Annotated in this window: 22 protein-coding genes; 13 read left to right on the top strand and 9 right to left on the bottom strand. The window is 41.0% G+C overall.

Features of this window, described 5'->3' with window-relative positions:
* Positions 1 to 40: 40 nt before the first annotated feature.
* Positions 41 to 484 (bottom strand): hypothetical protein, encoded by a 444-nt coding sequence (locus tag AC2CZC_RS13330; RefSeq protein ID WP_484582138.1) that lies wholly within the window; start codon positions 482 to 484, stop codon positions 41 to 43.
* 218 nt (positions 485 to 702) lie between these two features.
* Here AC2CZC_RS13330 and AC2CZC_RS13325 point away from each other — a divergent pair, with 218 nt between their 5' ends.
* Positions 703 to 945, top strand: a complete 243-nt coding sequence (locus AC2CZC_RS13325; protein ID WP_484582137.1) for a hypothetical protein — start codon at positions 703 to 705, stop codon at positions 943 to 945.
* Positions 946 to 992: 47 nt separating this feature from the next.
* On the opposite strand, the gene AC2CZC_RS13320 is transcribed toward AC2CZC_RS13325, so the two are convergent.
* Positions 993 to 2,840, bottom strand: a complete 1,848-nt coding sequence (locus AC2CZC_RS13320) for a haloalkane dehalogenase (protein ID WP_484582136.1) — start codon at positions 2,838 to 2,840, stop codon at positions 993 to 995.
* A gap of 192 nt (positions 2,841 to 3,032) precedes the next feature.
* On the opposite strand from AC2CZC_RS13320, the gene AC2CZC_RS13315 reads away from it, so the two are divergent.
* Both AC2CZC_RS13315 and AC2CZC_RS13310 read left to right on the top strand, forming a co-directional pair.
* A complete protein-coding gene (locus AC2CZC_RS13315) occupies positions 3,033 to 4,070 on the top strand; it encodes a sensor histidine kinase (RefSeq protein ID WP_484582135.1) in 1,038 nt (345 codons plus the stop codon).
* 6 nt (positions 4,071 to 4,076) lie between these two features.
* Complete coding sequence (locus AC2CZC_RS13310) at positions 4,077 to 4,817, top strand: LytR/AlgR family response regulator transcription factor (RefSeq protein ID WP_484582134.1); 741 nt, start codon at positions 4,077 to 4,079, stop codon at positions 4,815 to 4,817.
* Positions 4,818 to 4,839: 22 nt separating this feature from the next.
* Here the strand turns inward: AC2CZC_RS13310 and AC2CZC_RS13305 are convergent, their stop codons facing one another.
* On the bottom strand, positions 4,840 to 5,262 hold the full coding sequence (locus tag AC2CZC_RS13305; RefSeq protein ID WP_484582133.1) for a hypothetical protein: 423 nt from the start codon (positions 5,260 to 5,262) through the stop codon (positions 4,840 to 4,842).
* 552 nt (positions 5,263 to 5,814) lie between these two features.
* Between AC2CZC_RS13305 and AC2CZC_RS13300 the strand changes: the two genes are divergently transcribed.
* From AC2CZC_RS13300 to AC2CZC_RS13290, 3 genes are read left to right on the top strand one after another with little or no spacing between them, the layout of a single operon-like run.
* Positions 5,815 to 6,093: a helix-turn-helix transcriptional regulator gene (locus AC2CZC_RS13300; protein ID WP_237138227.1), complete on the top strand. Its 279-nt coding sequence runs from the start codon at positions 5,815 to 5,817 to the stop codon at positions 6,091 to 6,093.
* Between the two features lie 5 nt (positions 6,094 to 6,098).
* Positions 6,099 to 6,632 carry a hypothetical protein gene (locus AC2CZC_RS13295; RefSeq protein WP_237138226.1) on the top strand — a complete coding sequence of 178 codons (534 nt, stop codon included), beginning with the start codon at positions 6,099 to 6,101 and terminating at the stop codon, positions 6,630 to 6,632.
* Positions 6,613 to 6,738, top strand: coding sequence for a bacteriocin (locus AC2CZC_RS13290; RefSeq protein WP_484582132.1), 126 nt, complete (start codon positions 6,613 to 6,615; stop codon positions 6,736 to 6,738). Before AC2CZC_RS13295 ends, AC2CZC_RS13290 begins: the two co-directional genes overlap by 20 nt.
* 799 nt (positions 6,739 to 7,537) lie before the next feature.
* Here the strand turns inward: AC2CZC_RS13290 and AC2CZC_RS13285 are convergent.
* Genes AC2CZC_RS13285 through AC2CZC_RS13270 form a run of 4 tightly spaced genes read right to left on the bottom strand, consistent with a single transcriptional unit; the run spans position 7,538 to position 10,915 of the window.
* Positions 7,538 to 7,930, bottom strand: coding sequence for a hypothetical protein (locus tag AC2CZC_RS13285; protein WP_484582131.1), 393 nt, complete (start codon positions 7,928 to 7,930; stop codon positions 7,538 to 7,540).
* 14 nt (positions 7,931 to 7,944) lie between these two features.
* Positions 7,945 to 8,112, bottom strand: a complete 168-nt coding sequence (locus AC2CZC_RS13280; RefSeq protein ID WP_484582130.1) for a hypothetical protein — start codon at positions 8,110 to 8,112, stop codon at positions 7,945 to 7,947.
* Complete coding sequence (locus tag AC2CZC_RS13275) at positions 8,109 to 9,794, bottom strand: nucleoside recognition domain-containing protein (RefSeq protein ID WP_484582129.1); 1,686 nt, start codon at positions 9,792 to 9,794, stop codon at positions 8,109 to 8,111. The genes AC2CZC_RS13280 and AC2CZC_RS13275 overlap by 4 nt, the downstream gene beginning before the upstream one ends.
* Entirely contained in the window at positions 9,794 to 10,915 is a 1,122-nt protein-coding gene (locus tag AC2CZC_RS13270) for an NAD(P)/FAD-dependent oxidoreductase (protein WP_484582128.1), read from the bottom strand. Before AC2CZC_RS13270 ends, AC2CZC_RS13275 begins: the two co-directional genes overlap by 1 nt.
* Positions 10,916 to 11,120: 205 nt before the next feature.
* Between AC2CZC_RS13270 and AC2CZC_RS13265 the strand changes: the two genes are divergently transcribed.
* Both AC2CZC_RS13265 and zigA read left to right on the top strand, forming a co-directional pair.
* On the top strand, positions 11,121 to 11,531 hold the full coding sequence (locus tag AC2CZC_RS13265; RefSeq protein WP_284022417.1) for a TraR/DksA family transcriptional regulator: 411 nt from the start codon (positions 11,121 to 11,123) through the stop codon (positions 11,529 to 11,531).
* A gap of 46 nt (positions 11,532 to 11,577) precedes the next feature.
* Positions 11,578 to 12,786: a zinc metallochaperone GTPase ZigA gene (zigA, locus tag AC2CZC_RS13260; protein ID WP_484582127.1), complete on the top strand. Its 1,209-nt coding sequence runs from the start codon at positions 11,578 to 11,580 to the stop codon at positions 12,784 to 12,786.
* Between the two features lie 62 nt (positions 12,787 to 12,848).
* On the opposite strand, the gene AC2CZC_RS13255 is transcribed toward zigA, so the two are convergent.
* Positions 12,849 to 13,241 carry a tellurite resistance TerB family protein gene (locus AC2CZC_RS13255; protein WP_484582126.1) on the bottom strand — a complete coding sequence of 131 codons (393 nt, stop codon included), beginning with the start codon at positions 13,239 to 13,241 and terminating at the stop codon, positions 12,849 to 12,851.
* Between the two features lie 239 nt (positions 13,242 to 13,480).
* Here AC2CZC_RS13255 and AC2CZC_RS13250 point away from each other — a divergent pair, with 239 nt between their 5' ends.
* The 5 genes from AC2CZC_RS13250 (at position 13,481) to AC2CZC_RS13230 (ending at position 23,790) form a co-directional block, all read left to right on the top strand.
* Positions 13,481 to 16,315: a serine protease gene (locus AC2CZC_RS13250; protein WP_484582125.1), complete on the top strand. Its 2,835-nt coding sequence runs from the start codon at positions 13,481 to 13,483 to the stop codon at positions 16,313 to 16,315.
* Between the two features lie 402 nt (positions 16,316 to 16,717).
* Complete coding sequence (locus AC2CZC_RS13245) at positions 16,718 to 17,998, top strand: PKD domain-containing protein (protein ID WP_484582124.1); 1,281 nt, start codon at positions 16,718 to 16,720, stop codon at positions 17,996 to 17,998.
* A gap of 546 nt (positions 17,999 to 18,544) precedes the next feature.
* Positions 18,545 to 20,842, top strand: coding sequence for a serine protease (locus AC2CZC_RS13240; protein WP_484582123.1), 2,298 nt, complete (start codon positions 18,545 to 18,547; stop codon positions 20,840 to 20,842).
* A gap of 341 nt (positions 20,843 to 21,183) precedes the next feature.
* Complete coding sequence (locus tag AC2CZC_RS13235) at positions 21,184 to 23,250, top strand: LruC domain-containing protein (RefSeq protein WP_484582122.1); 2,067 nt, start codon at positions 21,184 to 21,186, stop codon at positions 23,248 to 23,250.
* A 9-nt stretch (positions 23,251 to 23,259) separates the two neighbouring features.
* Positions 23,260 to 23,790: a hypothetical protein gene (locus AC2CZC_RS13230; RefSeq protein ID WP_484582121.1), complete on the top strand. Its 531-nt coding sequence runs from the start codon at positions 23,260 to 23,262 to the stop codon at positions 23,788 to 23,790.
* Positions 23,791 to 23,895: 105 nt separating this feature from the next.
* Here AC2CZC_RS13230 and AC2CZC_RS13225 read toward each other — a convergent pair whose 3' ends face one another.
* Positions 23,896 to 25,602 (bottom strand): ATP-binding protein, encoded by a 1,707-nt coding sequence (locus AC2CZC_RS13225; RefSeq protein WP_484582120.1) that lies wholly within the window; start codon positions 25,600 to 25,602, stop codon positions 23,896 to 23,898.
* Positions 25,603 to 25,889: the final 287 nt, after the last annotated feature.

Below are 25,889 nucleotides of genomic sequence, written 5' to 3'. Positions count from 1 at the left end.
TTACGAAGCAATTAAGCTATGTTACCTAAGCAGCTAACACTCAAAATTTATAGCCAATATTGAAAATCAATGTCGGCTCAGTCGTGCTTTCTTCAATCTCTATATTTGATAAGAAAGTGGATTCGTCCCTATGGTATACACCTAGGCCAGTGCCTATTTCAAAACCTGAATTATGAAACCCTGTCAAATGATAGTTATAGGTTAATGCAACATAATCGGTGTCATCACGCAAAATACCCAATAACCTACCGAAATTAACGCCCATGGTATGACGTGAGTTATCAGAAATTTGATATTGTGCGCCTGCAGATGCCCCCAAAAAGCCAATTGCTACAAAATACTTGCTTTCATCTAAACGAATAGCCAACTGCTGACCACCTATCCCGCCATATTGTGTACCCACCCCAGTTGATAGCTCAATTGCAGCTGAGTGCGTAAAAAATGACATGAATAATAACTTAAACAATAATACCGCTTTATACATCTTTACTCATCCAAACTTGCCTATAGCATTTATTCTTAATTTAAATAGGCTTGTAAAAGAGCAGAACTTTAAATGGAGATTGTTAATAATGCAATAAAATAAAATATTATAAACCTTTACGAATTCATTTAGATTCAATTCAAATTTGTCTAACCTTCATTAAACTGATACTTTAGGATGCGCTTTATTATTTAATCAGATTTCAAGGATGTCAAACTATGAAGGCTCATAAAACAGAGCGATTTTTAAAGCTGTTTTTACCTCTTTTACTAGCTAAATACCTTGCCAGATCTCCAAAACTCCTTATTGGTATAACACTATTTATTGTTTTACTTATCGTGTTTATTGTCAAAATAGCTACATTTGCAATTTATTCTTTTCTATTTGGCGGACTCTTATTTATCGGCTGGCAAAGCTGGAATGCGACAAAGCGGCTTTTTAGAAAACAAAAAAAGTCATAATCGACTCATGTTCGTCACCTCGCGCAGTGGCGAGGTAACTAGGGCTATTACTGTACCAACTGGTAGCTATTGCCCAATTCATCTTGCAGTACATACGCTGTACCGTTAACAGCTGTGACGTTCAATGGCTCAGTCAGTATACGACTTGAATAGTGCCAGCCCTCAGGCAAATTTAGTCGCTCTCCTAAATTCATTAAGTCATCCATTTGCAATGACGCATCCGAAATACGGCTAAACGACTGCATTACATAAACTTGGCCAGTATTATCGGTAATTTCATAAACCCGTCTACCTTCATAAAAATGCCAAGTATTACTTCTAGCTACTTCACCAGCAACATATGGTGCTTGCTCACCACCTGCAGCGCTTATATCAGCTGTGGTTAGCAGGCGCATTTTGATGTCGCCAAATTGACGAAATTCAGTATCTGTATCCAGTGTAATTGTGTCACCACCTCGGCTTTCATCCACCACAAAAAAGCGCGGACCATTTGGTATTGCACTCAGCGCATCGTATTGCTGTGCAACTGCATCAAAATCAATGGCATCCCACGGTGCTTGACGGCACATATCAACCCCTGGGGTACCCCACACTTGCGCAACGACTTTGTCATCTTGCTGATAAGGCAATAAAATTTCACAGTAGCGCATGTTGTAGCTTGGCCCACCTGTGACAAGCGGCTCTTGCACTTTGGTGGATTGCATAAACGCTAAAAAATGCAGCGCCAAGTCTTCCCCCACATCATCTTGAATAAAATGCCCGGCAGGAAAACGGCGATGTTCAGCGCCATCAGCCCCCGGAACATGGTTAACCCATTTTTGTTGGTTAGATTCGCTCCCAAGCCCCGTATCATATTCACCAGCGTTAAACATAAATGGATTATGATAAGCCCCTAATGTTTGCCAAGCAGGTAACGTTTGCATCTCAATACCTGATAGCATGGACGGAAATGCGCGAATTGCCGCTTTGTATTGCACATTTGGATACGGCGCGTTATATGCTGTGACTTCCGCATCGCTTAACTCAATTGCAGAGAGCTTTTGAACCACATCACCCGCCATTAACTCAGGCACACTAGCTGCATAATTGATCCACTGCTGAAACCCTTCAACACGATCACGCGAGCGAGAATCAAAAAACGTACTGGCATCTGCAGTGATTGATTCATCAATCTCAAAGCTGGGCAACTGATAAGGGTTACTGCCTGTTGGGGTAATTGGCATATCGCCATTAGCGACCACAATTCTGGCAAAGCGCTCAGACATATTACCCGCTATTCTCAGCCCGATAAGGCTGCCCCAGTCTTGCACAAACAAATTGATATCTGAGAGCTGTAACTGTTCAATAAATGCCTTAGTCCAAGCCACATGATGCTCATATCGATGTACTGCCGTATTTAATGGTTTGTCCGACTTACCCATTCCCATATTATCTAAAGCAATCACCCGATAACCTGCATCCGCTAAAATAGGGATCATTTTACGATATAGATATGACCAACTCGGCTGACCATGAAGCATCAATACAACTTCCCCATCTTTTGGCCCTTCGTCAACATAATGTAATCTCAACCCTTCTAGCTCTAGATAGTTAGCTGAAAAGTCATAGCCGGGTAAGCCATCAAAACAGGTATCTGGTGTTCTAATAAACTCCACGCCTTTGTCTGTAGTCAACGTATTAATCTCTACCTCTAAACACGCTTCACTTAATGGGCCTGTGGCAGGTCTCGTCTCAACGGGTGTTTGAGCGGCGGTTTCTCCAATTGTGATAACTTCATCATCGTTATCACTGCATGCCACTAATAAGCCACTTAGCAAGCACACCCCAAGTACTTTTTGCAAAGCTGCCGCAGAGTGCTTCAACTTAAACTGTTTTTCTTGAATACTATAAATCATGTTTGTTTTTCCTTATGCCTTTGCAGGCAATTGCTTGTCGTGTCAGGCATAGGAATATCACCGTAAAAAACTGTCGCGTAGTCAGTTGTGTGCGGATGGTGTAAAAGTCTGTATCAATGGTGTTTTCGCGGCATATCATCAAATCGAGTTTGCTTGTACTATGCAATATATCGAGAACTGCTGGAATACTAAGTGAATAAATTCGATATGCCACCGAGTCAAATTGGGCTGTATAACAAAAGAAAAACACAAGCTTGGATATTTTTACTCATTTGGCCTTGGTTCAATATCTTGCTGCTATCGTGTGTACTACTTGCCCTTGATGCCTTCACACTCCACTTATTTGCACAGGCCACATTCAAGGTTTGGAGCGGGTTTTGCGCAGGTTATCTTTTATTTAATATTTTAGAACCTGTTTTAGCGCGGCTTTTTACTGTAAATCTGCGCCATAATGTTTGGCTATTTAGACCGTTTGTCATCATTGTATTCTATGCGCTGATTGGCCCTATTGTGAACTTGCCCATCAACAGCGCTGCCCCTCAAGTGACTTTTTTACCTATTGTCATTATGTTACTTGAAACCTTGGTTTACATTGCGGTGATGCTCATGTTTAAACAGCAAACATATCACTTTCAATCACAATTACAGGCACAAAAAGCAGAACTACAGATACTGAAAATGCAATCTAACCCGCATTTTTTATTTAATACTCTGAACCTCATTGCCAGCGAAGTAGCACATCACCCACAAAAAGCCAAAGCGCTAATTTACGATTTGAGTGACCTATTGCGAGAAGCCATGCAGCAGGCAAAACAGCAATTTATTCCCCTTGAACATGAGCTAAAACTGGCTGAATTGTATCTAGTTTTGCAACAAAAACGCTTTGCCGATAGGCTTACCTTTGATATAGATTGTCACAGCGAGTTAGAACAACTGCCTGTCCCCTCTTTGCTTTTATTACCGATTGTCGAAAACGCGGTGAAATATGGCATTGCGCCCTACGCTAAGGCGGGCCACATCAGTATCATTATTGAAAAAAAGCATTCTAATCTACAGATTGAAGTGCAAGATACCGGTGCTCAATTTGATGACAGCCAAGTTGCACAAGGTGAAGGACTGAGGATCACAACTGAAACCCTCAAATTACACTATCAAGACCAAGCCACATTTGCGTTACAATCCAGTCATGAAGGCACCAGTGCGTTTATTCAAATACCAGCATTACATTGAGCAACTATGAATACAAAAACCGTGATCATTGTCGACGACGAGCCCGCTGCAAGACAAAATTTAAAGGATGTGATCGAGGGTTTTGATGACCTCACAATGATTGGCGAAGCATCAGATGGTAAATCCGCCATAGAGCAAATCATGATTAAACGCCCTGATATCGTCTTTCTGGATATTGAAATGCCTGAATTAAATGGCTTTGATGTTGCCAAAGCGACCCAAGATATAAACTATCAGCTGATTTTTATGACCGCATACGAACACTATGCCCTCAAAGCCTTTGATACCAAGGCCATTGACTATTTAGTCAAACCTGCAAGGCCAGAGCTCATCATAAGAAGTATCAATAAAATGCTTAATCAACATGCACACTATCATACGCATATATCCACAGAACGCCTTATCCTCAGCGAGCATGCAGAGCAAAAAATCATTGAATTGAGCCATATCAATTATATTGAAAGCATTGGCCGCTATCGTCGAGTGCATTTAACTCAGTCGGGCACACACATACACAACACAGACACCATCATCTCAGAAAAAACCCTAGATGGGTTTGAAGCGCAGCTACCAAACTCGCAATTTTATCGACTGCACCGAAGTTACATCATCAATGCCACACGGCTCGTAGAACTTAAATATCAAGCGCGCAAACATTTCGTTCGACTTGCAGGCACAGATGAAGACATTCCGGTTTCACGGGGTTTTGTCAGCACATTAAAAACCCGTATCGCACACCATGACTGACAAGTTAAATTAAAAACGAGGTTTATCGACTTTGCCCAATCGCTGACACCAATATCTGACTACCTGGTAACCAACTATGCATGATAGACAGCACCTGCCCTTTTGCTGTTTGTACCTTATACACACCGGACATCACGTTCTGTTCAAACTCCAGTTCCTGCGGACCATACTGGGTAACCGCTCCTTTGTTATAAAAACTAATTTTATTATTTTTTATAACAAAATGTGCGTTGTAGTACTTTAAGCATTTTATGTTCATAAACACAGTAAACACCAGATATGAGTAAAAAAGTGCCTTAAGTGCTTCAGTAAAAGTAAGCTTAAGATCACTCAAGATCCCCATATACAAAGCGGTGGCGAGTAAAATAGAGATAATGCACATGGCACTCAAATGCAAAATTTTAAACCAACCTGGTGTATCTATCTTAATCTCATCATTTAGCATCTACACAGCTCTCCCATATTTATTACTTTGAATGACAACCAGCCAATTAACGTAATAAACAACCATACAGTTGCACAATTCACAATAAAAATCTTTATTATGAGAAGAACTTTAACTTTGAATATCTTATATTTTTATTGATAATCATAGATATAAATTCAAAACTACCAATTTAAACGATTCGATTTAAATGCAAACGAGAGTAAACAAAAATAAAGTTAACCTACACTAATAGCGAAGGCACTCCTTTGCTGACCTTATTAATAAAAATATGTGGCTCGTGCTTAGCGAATAACGATGTACTAATTCATTGAATTACACTTGGCAATACCCTCATTTCTCAACATCTCATTCAGCTGTGATGTGTGGAATTCTTGACTCAAAAATAGAGCATATTTACTTCACTATTGATACTTACCCCCCCTAAATTTTTTATAAATACTTTTATAAAGTGCTAATTTAAAAGGGTTTTTGTTAAGTTTTAGTTGCAAACAAGAATACCAACTGATAATTTACGACAATCGATTAAGGAGGAGGTACAAGGGTGTGGTGGTGAGTAGCACAAGAAGGATCAAGACAGAAAACTTTAGAGCGTATGTCCAACGCTCAATGCGGCAGCTGCGCAAAGAAAGAAAATGGACACAAGAACAATTAGGGAAAAAGCTCGGTGTCGACCAAGCATCAATTAGTAACTATGAGTCTGGCAAAACTGATATGACATGCACTCAACTGTTTGAGTTGTTTCTTATATTTGGTAAGGATTTGAGTGGTATTTTTGATTTTAAATCTTCAGTAATAGCTGAGGAAAAGCAAAAAGAAGAAAAGGAGTAGTAGTTATGGATAATATTTACAATATTTTAGACCATATATTTCCACTAGTTGTTTTTATCGGTTTATTACTTAGCTGGAAAGTTGCGACTGCGAGATGGTTTCTGATCTCATATGTAGTTGTTGTCACTACTAGTTTATTAACAATGCATCTGACCATCCAATGGAACACTCATTACTATATTTTTGAGTCTTTAGTGAATCTTGCCTTTTTCATACCAATATTTTATCGTAGAAGCCTAGCATTAATGCTATACCAAAAGACAGGAACTAAGTTTTACCTGTACGTTTACCAAAAACAAACGCTATCCACACAAGAGTGCACTATTGCGATTGTAGTCGCATTGTCGATTATTGTGAACGCTATCACATGGCTTGAGGTATTGGCATATAAATACTATTTAATTGATAACGCCTTTTTTAAGCTTTATTTAAGAGACAATATAATTCTATTAATCCAGGTAATTCTTTGTGGGTGCTTTTTAACTTATGCCAGTACTGCAAAGTCGAAGGAGCTGAATTATGAAAATACTGAATACTAATGAATTAAAATCAATTTTAGGTGGAATGAACGGTAGCTCACCAGGTTTACCACACAGAGCACAAGCAATTAAGCTAACCAATAATAAACCTGCGAGTAACTCTTAAAAATTAACTAGAAACGGATTCATTTTAAATGTGAACTGAATCGATGGACTCGAGATATGATAGTTCTAAATGAAAAAATACTAAACTCTATTTATGGTAGCTATGCAAAGTCACCAGACTTGCCACGAAAAAATCAAGCTACATTGAAAAGTAATACTGCTGGTAACTCTCACCAAAAGAATTGCCTCCTCAATATCAAGTAATTAAGTTGTATGAAACAAGGAAAATGCTATGAAGCAACTAACTGAAGAACTTTTGATGGTCATTGTGGGGGGGAGCGCTAATGCGCCGAAGTTACCGTATAGACCAACGTCTATTCACTTACCAAATACTAAACGCCAAAAGTAATGTAACACCTAGCTCTTGTAGCAAAGCGCTTTAAAGAAAGGAATTGAATAATGAAAACATTGAATATAAAGACATTAAAATATATTTATGGAGGACTGAAACCTCAAGCTCCTGATTTACCAGAAAGAAAGCAAACATTAGAATTTCCAATTAGTAAGATTTAATAGTGGAACTGTTAAGCCTTAGCACATGCGAATGTATCTATGGCGGAGTTCATTGAAGTTCTCCTAGCACTCCACCTAGAGCCAAAGCAATTGAGCTGTTTGGCATAAACCAATACAGCAATAGTTAGAGAGATAAATAACTTTTCTCTTAAAGAGTAAGCCATCACAGATGCGCTTACTCTTATGAATATTTACATATTTTATCCACTATAAAACTCTTCTGACGACTCGACACACCTAACGGCCTGAGCAATAAAGCGCTATTCGCCCCCGCAATTCTTTACACCTTATAATTTAAATTCTGCTTTTTTCCCTTCGCCAATCAGCTGCTGTTTTAGTTGCACTAAGCTGGTATACACACGGCCAAGCGACTTTGGCAGTACCAAAGAGACTACACTTAATTGCTTATGGGGCGATGCGCAGCCAAGTCTGAAATAAGCGCGGCGGTGGTGCCCTTTGTGAAGTTGAGTAAGCTGTGCTGGAAATTGATTCAGCTGACAGCTCAGTAATGCACCATTGGCCTGTACTTTTGTGTGTGTAAGTACAAGTTCCTGTAGCTGTTTACGCTTTACTTGCTCTGTTTGCTCAGCTTGTAATACCAACTCTGTATCTCCAAGCAACCACGCCTCATTATTATGTAATAAATTCAGCCAATGACTAAAGTCAGTATTGACGAGCACATCTATTTGACCGTTTAAACGCCTCTATTATCTAATTTGTACAAGCTAACAGTATTCACATGCCGGTTATAAATAAGCACACCGAGCTCACCCACAGCAGAGTAGCCATACGCGGCTACTCCATTAATGGTTACACCACTTGCTGCATAATCAAACGAAGGAGCAAAATTATACTCAATCAACTTAAAACCCAACCTATCCCCCAAGACAGAGACATGGTAAACATAACTGCCCACGCAACTTGTCTTAGCACCATTTTAGATGCAAAGCGCCACTGCATTTCCCGAATAATGGTGAGCAGCGATACAATACAAGGCAACATCACCCCCGCCAAATACACGGCACATAACAATTGAACGTCTGTAATTTCAGCGATTTTTAGCCCTTGCGTACTACTATCAATCAACCCAATCGCCAAACCATCTTTACGAATGGCTCCTAAGATCACCGCAATTGCTGCGCTCTCTGGTAAATTAACCACACTCATCAGTGGCGCTATCACACCAATTAATGCATCGAAAAAGCCAAGCCATGCTAAAAAACCAGCCGCTAAGCAGATCCCCACGAAAAGCGGAAATGCCGTCATGAAAAATGACTTGAGTACATCGGTCATTTCATTAAATGCAAAACGCCAATTAGGCGGTTGTAAAAAGCCTCGATTAAGTAAGTTATGAGAGGCAGCCGCTTTTCGTTGCGCCGCAGAGGTTGTCGCAATCAAATAAATACAGGTTGTAACAGCCAAAATGATCAAATATGGCAAGGTTAAATAGGGCTTACCCGCTGCGGAGAACACCGCAACAGTGGCTGGCAATTGATATGAGCAAGCAGAGCCAAACGATATCGCCGATACACAGCTGCCACGAGTGCAGCAAGAACAATTACGAGTTTGAATTATCGCAGGTACATTGCAGCCAAATCCCATGATCACACGCACCAAATCACGACCACTTAATCCGAGTTTGTGCATAACTGGATCTAAACGATAAGACAGTCTATCTATCAGCCCTGTGGTTTTATACAAAGAGATAATAATCGAAAAAATAACCACCGTTGGCAATGCGTACAAGATTAAAAACGGCAACATAGAGACCAAGCCATAATCACCCACCAGCATATGATTAAATGGCTCAGGCAAATGAGAGAGCTTTGATTTAATTAAGTCGACCGGCTGCTCAATCGTTGGATACAGCCAATCGGCAAATGTATTTGCATTGGTCACCGCCAGCCAAGCGGGCAGCACCAATAATAAAAAAGATAAGAGCGGGGCAAGTCCTGTTTTTTCGAAAAACAATAACTTGGGCTTTACTGACCAATTGGCTGACAGCTTCGGCGCACTTTTTGGAAAACGAGATGGACGCGCTAACGCCTGCTCTATTTCCATAAGTTGCGCATCTGAAATATGGCGGTTATCCACTGTCACCCAAGCCAGATTAGTGCTTTCTCGAAGTCTCGCCAGCTCCTCCTTAACGCCTACCTTGTCTTTTACCAAATCCCAATAAGTTAAGATAACAATACCTGTTTGGCCTTTCGCCAAATGCCACAAATCAGATAAGTCACTTTTTAAATCAGACGCCTTTAGCGTCAAAATAATATGCTCACTGGTTTTTAATCGGCTCAAGACTTGAGAGGTCACAACACTATCCATACTGGTTTGTATGCCAGGCGTGTCTGTGATTGTTTGGCCATTCCAAGTGTATTCTTTACAAAATAACGAACTACCTTGGAAGTTGCTTTTACCTGACTTTTTACCTATCAAGTTTTCCGTGAACGCGGTTTTCCCCACGCTCTCTTTACCAATCAATAACCAATTGTTTTTTTGCTTTTGCTCTGGGTAAAAAGTCTGTACATCAATAAACTGCGTCATTAGCAGAAGCACTCCTGCTGCTTGCAACAGTCCATATCTTCAAGCACCATACCCGCTTGGCGGTAGTGCTTCATCACTGACATATCAAGCTCTAGCTCTGAACCAATAACCCTACATGGCGCGGCAAAACGGCCTCTAAACTTATAGATGAAACAAAGCAGAGTTGGGTCATGATAGAGTCTCGGCCCTGCTAAGAATAAATTTCTGCGTTTAGTCGACTCGTCAAATGCACTGACCCACGGATAACCGTTATCTTGGTAGACAAACAAATCAGACACAGGGCCAAGGTCCATCTCAAAGCCAGTGCAATTAATCGGTGGAAATGGCGTACGCACCTCGTTGCCATCAGTAGATTGCACAACATACTCATTGCCTTCTTTGTACACTGAACTGACTTCAAACTCGCCGTCGTAGTCAATGTCCTTATTGTCTGCAATCGACTTCATGCGCTCCATGGTATATGGAGATAAAACTTGGCTAGGGTCGTAGGTATCAGTGTCATTTGACTTACAATCGAGCAGCGTGACTTTATTTGCTGATTTTGCCAAATTAAACGTGGCATCTACACCACTCTCATAGCCGCCAATGACCACATAATGGCCTTGTTCTAATGATTGCCAATCACGGATATGGGTATTGTGCTGACAGAGCTCTGCGCCACTAAACGCATTCATACTGGGTGATTGAAACTCACCTCCTGCCCATATTAAAAATTTGCATTGGATCTCAGAGTCGCTCGTTTGCAAATAAAACCCGTCATTTGGCCCTATTGATGATACTTCTAATAGCTCAGTTTGTGTCGTCACTGGGATTTTGTAATGGTTAACCACCATATTTAAATACTTTGCATACTCTTTGCCGCTCAGGTGTTCTTTACCCGCATTAAAAGCAGGTGAAGTATCTGGGGTGATGGCGTTTAAATCTGTTTGGTGATAGCCATTACAAGGAAAGGAAGGGGTAATAAAGCGCATGCTTTCTGGCCATCTTAAAAAGCTCTCCCCCACTTCGCCTCGCTCAAGCACAATGAGTTCTTCATCCTCAATGCCCATTTGCTTTAATAAAGCTGCACACCCGAGTCCCGCAGGACCCGCGCCAACGATTACGACTTCCGTTTTGATCATGTGAGGTTCACCTATCTCGTTAAAACTTAATTTTGATACGATATAACACATCAATATACACAAATGTAAATGAGAATTCATTGCATTAATGAATTAATCTTGCTGGTCGTACCCTTAAACATAAAAGCCTGAAGCAATTCCAATGGTGAAACCACCAAAATATGTTATAACATAACAAACAAGCAAAACTAGTGGTATATCAATTATGACCTCCGCGATTGAAGAAAAAATTATTAATGCTCCAGAATCAGACTATATGAATGACGAGCAATTGGCATTTTTTAAAGACCTACTCATTGAGTTACACGATACAACCCGAGCACGAATAAAAGAAGCCAAAGAAGAAATGCTCAACCAGCCAGATTTACCAGACTTTAACGATAGAGCATCTTGGGAGGAACAATGTGAACTCCTTATGCGCATTGTAGATAGAGAGCAAAAACTACTGCCTAAAATTCAACTCTCCCTTGAGCGCATTCGTTTAGGCACCTATGGGTATTGCCTTGAAACTGGCGAACCTATTGGGGTCCAACGACTGATGGCAAGGCCGACCGCAGAATACTGCATTGACGTCAAAGCATGCCAAGAAATGAAGGAGCATTTAATTCGATCTTGATTGACACATTCATCCAACTATCCAAGTAACAATAAGGTAGCAAGTTATGTTACAAACACCGTCAAAATTACCTGTTACAGTACTTTCCGGCTTTCTTGGTGCGGGAAAAACCACCCTATTAAACCACATACTCAATAATCGAGATGGGCTGAAAATTGCGGTTATTGTGAATGATATGAGTGAAATTAATATCGACGCCGCCACCGTTAAAAATGAAATCGGCGTCAATCGTGCAGAAGAAAAACTCGTCGAAATGAGTAATGGCTGTATCTGCTGCACGCTACGAGAAGACTTACTCGAAGAAATCACCCAGCTCGCCAAAGAAGGTAAGTATGACTACCTCGTTATTGAATCCACAGGCATATCAGAGCCACTCCCAGTGGCTGAAACCTTCACCTTTACCGATGAAAATGGCCAAAGCTTATCTAACGTTGCCACTTTAGATACCATGGTCACCGTTGTCGATGCTCTTAACTTTTTAAAAGACTACGGCCAAGCCCAGTACTTACAAGAAGTGGGAGAAAGCTTAGGTGACGACGACCACCGCAATGTCGCCGACTTGTTAGTCGACCAAATTGAGTTTGCTGATGTGATTGTTATCAGTAAGACCGGCCTTGTTACTGAGACAGAGCTGCGCCGTTTACAGAGCATTTTAAGTACGCTTAATACTGAAGCATTGCAAATACCGGTATTAAACGGCCAAGTGCCAATCAAACAGATCCTTGCAACGGGTAAGTTCAGTTTTGAAAAAGCCCAGCTGGCTCCAGGCTGGTTAAAAGAGCTCCGTGGTGAGCATGTGCCAGAAACGGAAGAGTTTGGTATCAGCAGTTTTGTATATGCCGCACGCAAGCCTTTTCACCCGCAACGATTTTATGACTTTTTACACAGTAAAGACAAAAAAGGTAAGCTCATTCGATCCAAGGGCTTCTTTTGGCTTGCATCACGCCCTCAGTATGCAGGGAGCTGGAATCAAGCTGGCGGTATGGCCCAATATGACGTCGCTGGCCTTTTTTGGAAAGCCGTTCCCCAAGAACAGTGGCCGACAGATCCAGAGTACATTGATGCGATACAAGATATGTGGGAAGAACCCTATGGAGACATGCGTCAAGAGTTGGTGTTTATCGGCCAAAAGCTCGATAAACAAGCGATTATCGAAGCACTGAATGACTGCCTGTTAAGCGAAGAAGAAATGGCACTTGGTATGCAGCTTTGGAGCACGCTGCCTGATCCATTCCCTGAGTGGGAAACTAGATAGACGTAGAATTTAACGAGGCAGCCCTAATCAAGACGCTGCCGCTATTTTGCCTTATCGGCCTATCAAAGCTCCGCCTCTAACACTGCAAGGGCGCGCTTTTCCGCTTCGTCGACCACACCGTCAGCCTCGATGACTTTAATGACAAGTTCTTTGACAAATTTACGCATTGGCTCGTCAACAATGTGGTGCATCCTGTGCTGAATAAAGGACTCAATGTCATTTTGCTGCACAGCTAAAATAGCTTTACTCAAGCTATCCTCAAAATAGTCTTCTAACGCGATTGTCGAGTTCCACTGCAGCTGATTAGCCCACTCATAGACAACCTGCCTTTCGCTATCGTCTATTTTCCCATCAACACCAATAAATAATAAAGCAAGGTCTAATAATGACTCTTTCTGCAATTGGTCAATGCAGATCCCTGTATCAAAATGACTTAATAGTTGTTCAAATTTCATTATTCCTCCTTACGAATTGATAAGTTACATTCGCTGAACTAGCAATATTACATTTGCTCTTTTACAAACATAATCTACTTATGTACGTCCATCAAAACAATATAGAGCAAATCAGATAAAATACCCTTTTATTGGGACAGATAAATATATACAATAATCTCGCAAACAATATTTACCAAAAATCAACAATAATAAACAACGCTCTGAAAAAGAGTAAGCTTCAAATTATGGGAATTAATATGCTCGGAAAGATTCAAGGGATCCTACTTCTTACCTCAGTAACCACGCCTCTAGTTAGTTATGCTATAGACAAACAACAACCAAAGCAGGAAGCTTATCAAAAAAGTCTATCTATGCAAGCTACAGAGTCGACTCCTCGTATTGTAGGGGGAGAAGAGGTAACACCATTCTCATATCCATTTATGGGAAGCTTACACCTAAACGATAGACACCATTGCGGACTTTCTTTCATAGGTGATAATAAAGCACTCACTGCATCACACTGTGTAGAGAACTTTCCAAGATCAGGGTTTACAGTTAAGTTTGAAGGGCACGATTTAGATGCTCCTGAACAATGGCAAACTTATCAAGTGACTAATATTTTGATGCACGAAAACTATAACTTCGGATATCAATATAATAATGACATTGCGGTTTTAGAACTTGATCGTAATGTCGAAAATATTTCACCTATTAAGCTTGCTGACCAAGAACTTAGGGATAGTCTTACCGCTGGAGAACCTCTTAAAGTAATGGGTTGGGGGCGCTTAAGTTCAGGAGGCGAAGCACCTAAAAAGCTAAGGGAAGTAGATGTCCCTTATGTTCCCAATGAAATATGTAACGATGTAAATCACTATAATGGCTCTATTTCAGACACCATGATATGCGCAGGCTTTGAAGAAGGTGGTAAAGATTCATGTCAAGGTGATAGCGGCGGCCCACTTATTATCCAAAATAATAATGAATGGGTACAAGTAGGGGTTGTTAGTTGGGGCAACGGATGTGCTGCACCAAACAACCCAGGCGTCTATGCTGATGTTGCGCCTCTACGACTGTGGACATATGCAAATGCTTTCGGTTTTGGTTTCGATGAACAAGCTCGAAATGCTTACATTACAGACCAACCTTCAGCAACAATCACCAGACCGTTTAAGAATAATTTAGATGAATTAGTAACAATCTGGAAATTCGAGCTTGCCGACACATCACCCCTTAATAGTGTGACTGAATTAAATGAGCAAAATTGCACTACTTCCCCTCTTGAATCTGAACAAGAGTGTACTTTTACAGTGCAGACCAATGATGACTATCAATATGGCCAATACACCCTCAATATTGGCGTTGCCCACCCTTTCTATTCACAGTTACCGGCTAACCTCACTTTCCGAAAAACAACTGATTTTTCTGAAAATATCAGTGAATATTTAGCAACTTCAGACAGTATTACTTGGAGCACTGGTGGTGACCAAAAGTGGTATACTGGTGAACTCGTCTCAGGAGAAAAAGCCCTATTTAGCGGTGATATCAGTGACCGAAATGAGGACAACACCATAGAGCAATTTGAGCAGAAGTCATACTTACTGATACAGATTGATGATGACCCGCACATTGGTGCAATAAACTTCGATTACTCGTTATCAAGTGAGCCAAACTATGACTTTATCTATGTCACTCACAATGGTGTGAAGATACATTCTGATAGCGGTGAAAAAAATGCCCCTATCAATGTAGAGATCACGCTTGAGGAAGGAACCAATCAAATTCTTGTTGAGTATCATAAAGATGCTAGCGTATCCAATGGTACTGATGATGTTGCGATTCATAATTTTAGTACGACATTTGTGAATGAAGCCCCTACGGCGGTCATCACGCAGTCAGAGTTAGAAGTGCGAAGCGAATTAGAGTTTGTCATGGATGCTAGTCAATCGGCAGATGAAGATGGCGACAACATCACCTATCAGTGGGTTGATACAAGCAACCCTGAAGTAGTACTAGGTAATGAAGCGAATATCACGCTCTCAGCTGAAAAAGTATCCTTTGACACGACAAAAACTTATCAGGTTACTGTCACGGATGAGTTCGAAGCAACTGATACCGCTATTATTACTGTAAATATCAAAGCAAACAAAGCACCAATCATTGAACTGAGCGAAAAAACCATCGACGTTAGAAGTGAACTTGAGTATGTGCTTGATGCCAGCGCCACAGTTGATCCTGAAAATGATGCACTCACATATACTTGGATCAAACTTTCAGCAGAAAATGAAATAATCAGTGACCAAGCTCTTGTTACAACAAAAGCTGACAAGATAATCGAAGACACCACGGTCATTTATCAACTAATCGTAACTGATAGCTTTGGTGCTACTGATACCGCACTTGTTAGTGTAAACATCAAAGCAAATCAAGCACCCGTTATTGAACTTAAAGAAAAAGTTATCGACGTTAGAAGTGAGCTTGAATTTGTACTTGATGCCAGCACCTCACTAGATCCTGAAAATGATGCGCTAACATATACGTGGGTCAAGCTTGCGGCTGAAGACAAAACTATCAGTGACCAAGCTGTTGTTACAGCGAAAGCTGACAAAATAATCGAAGACACTACTGTCATTTATCAACTTACCATAACTGACAGTTTCGGAGCTGCTTCAACAGACCTAGTAAAAGTAAATATCGCCAAGAATAATGCACCTGAATTTACTCTAGAAAGCGAAACACAAAGTGTTTCTGTTGGCGAAGAAGTAGTGATTACTGCAACAGCTAATGACCCAGATGGCGACGAATTCACTTACGCTTGGTCTCAAACTTCAGGCTCAGATATCACATTACCTGAAAATAGCAGTGAACTGAAGTTTACGGCACCATCTGTTACTCAAGATAAAACATTCACCTTTACACTGACTGTAACAGACTCATTTGGTCTATCCCAGTCACAAGAAGTAAGTATTGACGTGAAAGCTCCAGTAACTGAGACTGCGAAAGCTGAGGAAAAAGATGATAGTGGCTCATTAGGTTCTTTCAGTTTATTGTTAATTGCATTTGCAGCTGTGTTTAGACGATTCGCATCCAAATAAGTAATAACTTAAAAATGCCTCCTTTAATGGAGGCATTTTTTCAAAATGACTACCTGTTCACATCAAAACACATTTTACATTAGTATCGAATAAATCAGAAATTGACATAGTAACTTTAAAATAAGCACAAACTAATTCCCCCCTTTAGATGCACAGAAAGACCCCCTTATATTTAAATTATCGCTCTCTGAGTCTCTTGAATTAATCAGTAGATCATCAACTTATATTTTATTTGGCAATCCAATTAAGCAAACTATATCTGGTAATTTTAACTACTATAAAACTTCTGCGTTTGATGAAAATATCAATGAGCACCTTGCATCATCACAAAGTATTCAGTGGAGCACTGGCGGTGATACCAACTGGTACACTGGTCGTACTGATGACGATACGAATGCTTTATTGAGTGGTGATATCAACGACAGTGAGCAAACCTTCGTCGTAGCCGAAATAAATGACCCACATATTGCTACGGTTAGCTTTGAATATCTTATCTCCAGCGAGTCGTGTTGTGATCATATTACTGTCTTCCACAATGGCGAGCAGCTTGCATTAAATACTAGAAATGGTACTGATAACCCCTTTGAAACCATTAATGTCACATTAACTGACGAACAAAATAAAATTGCAATCCACTATACTAAAGATGGATCTGTTTCAGATGGCACAGATAACATCATTATAAAAAATGTCTCTACGACGTTTAAAAATGCGGCACCTACAGCTAGCGTTGATAAAGCAGAAATTGAAGTGCGGAGTGAGCTTGAGTTTACTTTAGATGCGAGCATGTCATTAGATAAAGATGGGGATCAACTTACGTTTCAATGGGTAGATTTAGCACAACCTGATGAGGTTATTGCTACGGATTCTCTTATTTCACTGACAGCAGAGAAAGTAGACCTAGATACGATTAAAACTTACCAAGTGACAGTGAAAGATGAATATGACGCAATTTCAACGGCACAAGTAAGCGTTAATATAATCGCAAACCAAGCGCCAATTATTGAACTTGCACAAGACACAATTCACGTTAGAAGTGAAATGGAATTCACACTAGATGCGAGCGCATCGGTAGATCCAGAGTCAGACGAACTGGCTTTCTCATGGTTAAAGCTTGCAAAAGAAGATGTTATCGTTGGCGATGAAAGCGTAATCTCAGTCAATGCTGACAAAGTAGCTCAAAATTCAACTGTGATCTATCAACTGACAGTAACAGATAGCTTTGGAGCAAGCACAAGTGCACTTGTTAAAGCTGTTATCGCTAAAAACAACGCCCCTGAATTGAGCATTGCAAGCGAAACACAAAGTGTATCCGTTGGTGAAGAAGTACTAATTACATCAACAGCTTCTGACCTTGAAGGAGATGAGTTAACATATACTTGGACACAAACAGCAGGTACGGAGGTAACACTACCTGAAAATACTGATCAACTTAGTTTTACTGCTCCAGAAGTAACTAAGGATGAAACCTTAACATTTGTCCTGACGGTAAAAGACGTTTTTGGCTTATCTCATTCACAAGAGATAAACGTTACTGTGAAAGCGCCAGTTGTACAAGAAAAACCAGCTGAACCAGTTAAAATTGAGGCTGAGAAAAGCAGTGGTTCACTAGGCTCGTTTAGCTTATTAATGATAGCTTTAATCGCAGGTATCAGAAGAGTAACGGCTAAAAAAGCACTTTAAAACACTAAATTTAAAAGCCTTCAATTGATTATTGAAGGCTTTTTTTAACCACTTGACCCTTAATGTACTTAACCTTCATAAGCTTAACTCTTCTACTTAAACCTACCCTCTCAAAATAATTTCATATCCCTAGATTCAATATTGATGACTATTAGAGCGCCTGATTAATACAAATATCATGCTTTAATTAAGTACATCTCACATTCTCTAAATTATTCAACGTGTAACCCAACGATACTTTGATTAATATTACAGAAGATATGAAGCTCGTACTCTGCTGTAAATATAGGAAACATAAACTCAGTCTTCTTGTATCTGGGGTTCAACACTAGAAATGTGAATTTCAAATGTAGATGCAAGGCCAATGAAGACGACCCAGCAACTCAGATTAAAACTTTTCTCTATAGAAAAGCCAACAAGTCAAATAAGAAAACAATATATAACAATTTAAATAATACTTTTATAAGCAAAAGTAATACTCTATCAGCGTAACAAGTTTCTACATTTGATTTTTCATTCTTAGTTTAATTGATAATAGGATTTAACATGAGCGTTAAGATGAAAGGACTGCTTCTTGTCGTGACTGCCACCACTTCAGTCATTGGTAATGCAACAGAGTATAGAGCTTCAAAACAATCTATACATACGCCAAGCACACAGCAACAAATTACGCCCTATATAGTCGGCGGCGGTGAAACAAAGCCCTTTAATTACCCATTTATCGGTAGCCTGCAAAAAGGTGGACAGCATAAATGTGGTGTCTCTTTTATCGGAGAAAATAGAGTACTTACCGCAGCACATTGTGTTGTAAGCGGCTCATTTAGCGACTTTAAAGTCAAATTTGAAGGGCATGATCTGACCGATGAATCCCAATGGCAAACATACCGAGTTCATGAAGTCCTTTGGCATGACGAATATGATTGGGGGTCTCAAGAAAATAATGATATGGCAATTTTAGAGCTTGATAGACCTGTTGAAAATATCAGCCCTATCACATTGGCAGATAAAGAGATTAGAGAAAGCCTTATTACAGGCGAAACTCTGAAAGTATTAGGTTGGGGGCGACTCAGTCATGGAGGAGATGTTCCTAAAAAGCTTCATGAAGTCGACCTTCAATATGTTCCCCGAGATATTTGTAATGATAAAGACCATCACGATGGCGACATCACCGAGTCAATGATCTGTGCAGGTGTACCTGAAGGAGATAAAAGCCCTTGCCATGGAGATAGCGGTGGCCCCCTTGTCGTTAAAAGAGAAGGTGAATGGGTTCAAGTAGGTATTGTCAGCTGGGGAGTTGCTTGTGGTGCGCCAAATAAGCCTGGTGTTTTCGCTGATGTAGCGGCCCTTTCAATGTGGCGACTAGGAAAGACTTTAGAGTTCGGGTTTGATGAAAAAGCACTCAATTCATTCAAATTAGACCAGCCATCTTCTACCTTTACTGGCACATTTAGAAACACTTTAAGCTACCCTATTAGTATTACCAACTTTGCGATTGCAAACTATCCTGAACACCCAAATTTAAATTTATCAAATGCTGAATTAATTGAGCAAACATGTGCTAATTCAACCTTAGAGTCTGAACAAGAGTGTCAGTTTACCGTACTAACCAAGGATCAGCATGCTTATGGCAGCTATCTTATGGAAGTTGAGATGGACTCACCCTCTGACGTTTATTTCCCTGAGCTTTTGACCTACTATAAAACATCAGAGACCAACTCTAACTTTAATCAACACTTATCAACACCAACCAGTATTGATTGGTCAACCGGAGGCGATGCAAACTGGTATACCGAGACCACTGAATCTGGAGAACCTATATTAGTCAGTGGTGACATTGCAGACCAGACTGATGATCCAAACCTAGATGGATTTGAACAAAAGTCATACGTGATGGCTGTCATTGATGATGCGCACATTGATGCTGTCAGCTTTGACTACCTTATCTCAAGTGAATTTTATGTGGACCATGTCACGGTATTTCACAATAACAAAGAGATCCTCAAAGACAGTGGCTTACAAGACAGCTTAAAAAGCGTCAATATAGAGTTGGATGATGGCGAAAATCAAATCGCAATAGTTTACACCAAAGACTACGACTATTCTGCTGGAGAAGATAAGGTAACAATTCATAATTTTAATACAACTTTTACGAACCAAACCCCCATAGCCGAAGTGACACAAAGCCAAATTGATATTCGCAGTGAGTTAGAGTTCACACTAGATGCCAGTGATTCGTCTGACCCTGAAGACGACAAGCTCACTTTTACCTGGATTGAGTTAAACACACCTCAGGAGGTTCTTGGCCAAGAAAGTACAATCACTTTGACAGCCGACAAAGTCGCAGAAGACACAAAAAAAATCTATCAAGTGACCGTCACCGATGAATATGAGGCTTCAAGCGTCGCTGTAGTAACAGTCAACATTGCAAAAAACAATGCGCCTATTGTTGCTCTATCAAGTGACATGCTCGAGGTAAAGCAAGGCGAAAAAGTACTCATCACCTCAGAATTCTCTGATCCCGAGAATGACAGTTTAACCTACCAGTGGTCGCAAACTTCAGGCACAGAAATAACACTGCCACAAAATGCGCAAAACTTGGAGTTTACTGCGCCCAATGTAACGCAAAATGAAACTCTCTCATTTTCGCTCATCGTAACCGATACCTTTGGCCTTGCAAGCTCAGAGCACATAGATATCAAAGTCAGTGCACCTGAAGTAGCAGTAAGTAAACCCACCCCAACGGATAATGGCAGCAGTAGCGGAGGCTCACTCGGCTTCTTAAACTTATACTTGTTTGCTTTATTGCTCATCCAAAGGCGTAAACAAGCTAAAAAAGTGCACTAAACCACTCCACTTAATAGCCTTCATAATATCATTGAAGGCTATTTAACTATCAAAAATTGGAACAAACAGCACACGCTAGTTTGACTCGCTTCCAAAAAAAGTGTGTTAATGAACAGTTTACTCTCACTTCATTACATTTTTATCTCGCAAAACTACTCCCTTTTTTAATTAGCTCACGCCACACCAATTCATTTTTAAAATGAGAGTATCGATTTAAAAATGCTTTGCATTTTGCGATAATGCAAAAATGAATCATAAAAAACACATACAATTCAATAGTTTATTTTTGGCATCAGGATTGCAAACAGTTAAACCAGCAAAATTGCATCTTGGAGAAAGTCATGAAATACAAACTATTGAGCTTGTGCCTTTTGTCTGCGGGCGTCAACGCAGCACCTTTCGATACTTGCCCTTCTAAGGCATTTTTAGTGCAAGGAAACACAGCCGCTATTTACGGCGTTAATTTAGTATCCGGTGCGTACACCGAATTTGCACCCAACGTTGGCACCAATAACAAGCTTAACGGGTTTGGTTTTAACCTCCATGACCGTTATCTTTATGGTTGGGATTACAGCCGTAAAGATATTGGCCGCGTCGGTAACGACTACACATTAGAGCCTCTAACCACAGTTGGCTTTCCAGACACCAACTTTTACGTCGGCGATGTAGCAATCCACGAAAACGCTTATTATGTCTACAAAAAAGGGAGTTCTTATGGCTTGTATCGCGTATCCCTTGACGAATCAAGCAATGATTATTTACAAGCAACACGTGTCATTAATGGTGGTGACCTTAATTTAAATATTTTCGATATGGCATTTGCACCTAACGGTGAAGCTGGCATGGCATACAGTGTTGATAGCAACGGTAATTTGCACCGTATCAATACAACAACTGGCGCCAGCACTGTCCTTGGCAACGTTGGCCAATCAGGCACCTTTGGCGCCGTATATTTTGATGTCGATAACAACTTTTACATCAGCCGAAATCAAGACGGTCATATCTATCAAGTAAATATTGAAGACCCTGCTGATACACAGCTTTTTGCATATGGCCCAAGCTCTGGCTCCAATGACGGCGCACGCTGTGCAACAGCCCCTATTATTGATGAAAGTGAAGATCCAACCATGGACTATGGTGATGCGCCAGAGAGCTACGGCACTTCTTTAGCTGAAAATGGTGCCCGTCATGTCGCAGGTGACCTTTACTTCGGCGATGGTGTTAGTGCAGAGCACTTGCCAAAAGCGCAAGATGATGACGATGGCGTTAGTTTCGTCACAAGCATAGAAACTGGTTATGACGCCCTCATCTCATTTACATTGTCTACCAACGGCTACGTCAACGCATGGGTAGACTGGAATCAAGATGGTGAATTTCAATCTTCCGAGCGCATTATTAGCGAGTTGTCAGGCGTAGCAGGCGAAAACCGCGTGTTAATTCCTGTGCCTGTAGATGCTTTAGAAGGTAATACATGGGCCCGCTTTAGGGTGTCTAACAACCAAGATATCGCGCCAACAGGGGGCGTAGACAATGGCGAAGTTGAAGATATTTCGGTTTCAGTGGTTGCAAGTAGCTTAATTGAGTCTTCAACGGCTTGGCAAACGGCCGCATTTGAAGACTTATGGCCGCAAAAAGGCGATTATGATTTCAACGATGTGGTCGTGAGATACAGAGCAACAACTGGCCAAATTGGTAACCAAATCGTGCAATATAAAGTAGAAGGCGCTTTAGTTGCCGTTGGTGCAGGCTATCACAATGCATTTGCGCTGCGCTTTAAAGACATAGCACGCAACCATGTTAATGAGTCACAAATTAAGTTGACTATCGATGGCGTTGAGGCGCAAAACAGTCCGCTTGAAGCAAATAGAAACGAAGCCATTGCCGTTATTTTTGCAAACACTAGAGAGATGGTACCGACACAAGAAGGCTGCAAATTCTTCCGGACAGAAGAAGGCTGTAGTGATATTCAACGCGCGCCAATTCCATTCGAACTAACGCTGCCATTGTCCACAACTTACAGTGCTAGCGTAGCAACTTTGGACAAGCTCGACCCATTCATTTTCGCAGTCAATGGTCATTATCACGGCCCATATGTAGATAGCAATAACGGTCGCGGATGGGAAGTGCATTTGAAAAACCAGACACCAACAGAAGCCTTTGACAGCAGCTACCTAGACCAAGGTGACGATACGTCATCGACAAATGGATACTTCCAAACGGGTACTGGTTTACCGTGGGCACTGATCATCGATACCGATTGGCAACACCCTAAAGAAAGAGTTGATATGTCCATTGCATACCCTCAATTTGCAGAGTTCGCATCATCAGCAGGCCAAAATAACGTGACTTGGTTCGAAAACCCTGTCGCAAACTACCAATACACTATCAGCAGCGCATCACAGAACTAGGAGCAGACCATGAACAAGTTAATTATCACTCTAATGACATTAGCACTTACAGCATGTGGCGGCGGTTCTGGTGGCTCGGAAGGGCAAAGTAATTCAAGCGCAGCAACTTCAAGCAACATTACTGCAGCAGCGCCAGCGACAACCAGTACAAGTACGCCAACAACGGTAGAGCAAGATACGACTGATACAGGCGATACAGTAGCGGCACAACCTCAAGGTGAAGGTATGGATAGTATGGATGTTGACGTGGCATTTGATTTCAGAAGCAACGTGGCGGTCGAGGTAACCTTAAGCGACAACGTGGTCAGTGAGCGCGCTTTCATCAATATCTGTAAGCAAGGTGAAAGTATCACAAACGCTGATAACTGCTTCTTAAGAGCACCGCTGGACAGCAATGGTTTTACAACACAAATACAGCTACCGCATGCAGATCAGAAGCTCAAAGCAGAAATATGGTTCTACAGCACATCGAAAGAGCCTTTGGTATACAACTGGGAAGTAGATGCCAGTCAACAAACACAAACTTGGGTAATCAACTAACTCCAATTTGCTTAGGAGGCATGACCATCATGCCTCCTGCATTTTCATTGCTAAAGACTCACCTAAAATATCATCGAGCAACATCATCGACCTCACAGCCAATATTCAAATCAGGCGATTAATCGCCTTGAACATTGAATGCATCGCGACTGGCTTACCTATGTGATCGGCAAACCCCAATGCCTTATAATGTGCAATATCTTGGGGCATTACATTGGCGGTTAGCGCTATAATGGGTACGTTTGAGTTTACTTTATGAATTAGCGCAAAGGCTTCCAGCCCATCCATTTCGGGCATTTGAATATCCATCAGCACAATATCATAGTGCGCTTTTTCAAATGCCTGTACTGCTAAGCGGCCATTTTCAACCAAATCGACTTGCGCCCCTGTTTTTTCCAACATCTTTTCAATGACGAGTTGATTTACTTTATTATCTTCCGCAATTAACACTTTAATGCTTGAGAAATCAGGTAGCGTATCTTTGTCAGGCTTTGTGCCTACCTTAGCAGGATCAGCTTGTGCCAAGGGCAAAGTCACCGCGATTTGTGTGCCTTTACCTTCCTCGCTGGCAATGTCGATCTCTCCTTTCATCAAATCGACGAGACTCGAAGTAATCGCCAAACCCAGTCCCGTTCCACCATATTTTCGAGTTGTAGACGAGTCTGCTTGCTTAAAGCGGTTGAAAATAGACTTTTGCGTCTCTTGGTTCATACCGATCCCCGTATCTATCACCACAATAGATAGCCCGTTGCGTCCTTGATACTGCAGCGTTTTCACTTCAATTTGAATACCACCAGCATGGGTAAACTTGACAGCATTTGACACTAAATTAAGCAAAATTTGCCGAACCCGCACTGAGTCACCTAGCCAGATTGGATGACAGCTCTTCTCAATGTCTGTTTCAACAGTGATCGACTTCTCATGCGTTGCACTTTTTAAATCCGCGACTACTGACTCTACGGTTTCTAATATCGAAAAAGGCGCCACTTCTAACTCCAACTTATGTGCCTCTATTTTCGAAAAATCTAATATATCGTTAATAACGGTCAGTAAAGACTTTGCAGAATACATAGCCTTTGAAACTAGGTGCTTAGACTCTTTATCGAGGTTATCTTGCTCTAGCAACTGCAATGTCCCCAAAATGCCATTCATTGGCGTTCGTATCTCATGACTCATATTGGCTAAAAACTCACTTTTAGCACGAGACCCCTGCTCTGCCTTATTTTTTGCTTCTATTAATGCTTGATTTTGCTTACGCATTTTATCGCGAGAACGTCTTAACTGGCCTGAATACTTTCGATTAAAAAACCCCACGTTACAGCAATATAAATAAATACTTGAAGCCGCAACGACTTGAGTTATAAGCGGTGACTGCTCAACAAAATCAAACCCCAATAAAAGCCCACCTGATATGCCACCGACTATTAAACTGACGCTACAGCTGTAAAACCGCTTGATCCCACCTAATATTAAACTATTGAGAGAGTTGACAATTAACAGCGCAAACACCACCCAAACCTGAAAGCCCACCGCGGCAAACCAAGTGCCATAAAACAACGCATCAAGGTGCAAATTGGTATATTCTGCGGCTTTTTCATCGGATACTACTCGACTGTGAAAGCGGGCTAAGTGAGGCCAGATCAGGCAATTTAAAATGATAAAAACAATATAGGTTGGTGTTAGACTGGCATACAGCGCCCCTACTAACATCACCGCCATAAGCACGCCACCGATTACTCGAGGTGCATAATTTTGCTTTGCCAACGTGGGCTTGTGTTCGGTCGTTTTTCTTTTTGTTTGAGCAGACGTCATGTCAAAGGCTTCTGTCTAAGCGCAGCTTATCCTTTAATTTTATACACTAAATCACGCATTATTATCTATTTTTTAACTTAATTTGTTAAAAAGTTTCTTTGAAAAGCACCTCATAGCTGCCTCACGCCTATGAGAGCCCTCTTTTAGGTAGATTCAAAATAACGTAGATAAGGCATGTAACGTCATGACAATAGCCAAACTCAGCGCTTCCCCCACTCCAAGCCCTAAAGTGTGGCTTTTTGATCTAGTTCTTGACCATACAAACCAAGTCATAAGAGAGTAAAGCA

This window comes from Pseudoalteromonas sp. MMG033 (assembly GCF_057197785.1).
Note: the sequence above shows the minus strand (reverse complement) of the source record. Positions and strands in the feature narration are given on the sequence as shown.